This is a genomic window from Micromonospora sp. NPDC051296, from assembly GCF_040682255.1.
Taxonomy (GTDB): Bacteria; Actinomycetota; Actinomycetes; order Mycobacteriales; family Micromonosporaceae; genus Micromonospora; species Micromonospora craterilacus.
Window position 1 is genome coordinate 1 of record NZ_JBFBAO010000669.1, and the last position, 1,284, is coordinate 1,284.

General features: G+C 71.0%; 2 protein-coding genes. Both read left to right on the plus strand.

The window, feature by feature from the left end; genetic code table 11:
* On the plus strand, positions 1-574 hold a 574-nt coding region (locus tag AB0M52_RS33995), incomplete at its 5' end, for an amidinotransferase (RefSeq protein WP_363962002.1).
* Positions 571-1,284: aminotransferase class III-fold pyridoxal phosphate-dependent enzyme (locus tag AB0M52_RS34000; RefSeq protein ID WP_363962004.1), on the plus strand; the 714-nt coding region annotated here is incomplete at its 3' end. The genes AB0M52_RS33995 and AB0M52_RS34000, both read left to right, overlap by 4 nt.

The following is a 1,284-nucleotide window of genomic DNA, read 5'->3' on the forward strand; positions in this document are numbered from 1 at the left end:
GATGGCCGTGCAGTTCCGGGACCCGCAGCGCGCCGACGAGGCACCCGCCTACCGCGCCTGGTTCGAGGCCGCCGGCTTCGAGATGTACGACCCGAAGCACGTCAACGAGGGTGAGGGCGACGTCCTGCTGGCCGGCGACCACCTGCTCGCCGGCACCGGCTTCCGCACCGCGCACGCCTCGCACGCCCAGTTGCAGGAGGTCTTCGGCTACCCGGTGATCACCATGCAGCTGGTCGACCCGCGCTTCTACCACCTGGACACCGCGCTGACCGTGCTCGACGAGCGGACCGTGGCGTACCTGCCGGAGGCGTTCTCGCCCGGCAGCCAGGCCGTATTGCGCCGGTTGTTCCCGGACGCGGTGCACGCCACCATGGCCGACGCCGAGGTGCTCGGCCTGAACGCGGTCAGCGACGGCCGGCACGTGGTGCTGCCCGAGCAGGCCACCGACCTGGCCGCGAAGCTGCGCGACCGGGGCTACCAGACCATCGGCGTCGACCTGTCCGAGCTGCGCAAGGCCGGCGGCGGGCCGAAGTGCTGCACGTTGCGACTCCGTCAGGGAAAGGCGAGCAAGTGATCGAGGACATGCTGCGGACTCCGGCCGCGGTGCAGGACGCGGAGCGGTACACCGCACACAACTACCACCCGCTGCCAGTGGTGATCTCCTCCGCCGAGGGCGTCTGGCTGACCGACGTGGACGGCCGGCGCTACCTCGACTGCCTGGCCGGCTACTCGGCGCTGAACTTCGGCCACCGGCACCCGGCACTGATCGCCGCCGCGCACGCCCAACTCGACAAGCTCACGCTGACCAGCCGGGCCTTCATCCACGACCAGTTCGCCGATTTCTGCCGCGAGCTGGCGGCGCTGTGCGGCAAGGACCTGGTGCTGCCGATGAACACCGGCGCCGAGGCGGTGGAGACCGGCATCAAGGTGGCCCGCAAGTGGGGCTACCAGGTCAAGGGGGTGCCGGCCGGGCAGGCCAACATCGTGGTCGCCGAGGGCAACTTCCACGGGCGTACGACCACCATCGTCAGCTTCTCCACCGACGAGGACGCGCGGGCCGACTTCGGGCCGTACACCCCCGGCTTCCGGATCGTCCCCTACGGCGACCTGGCCGCGCTGGCCGGCGCGATCGACGAGCACACCGTCGCGGTGCTGCTGGAGCCGATCCAGGGCGAGCAGGGTGTGGTGGTGCCGCCGGAGGGCTACCTGCCGGGCGTACGTCAGCTCTGCACCGAGCGCAACGTGCTGTTCATCGCCGACGAGATCCAGTCCGGCCTGGGCCGC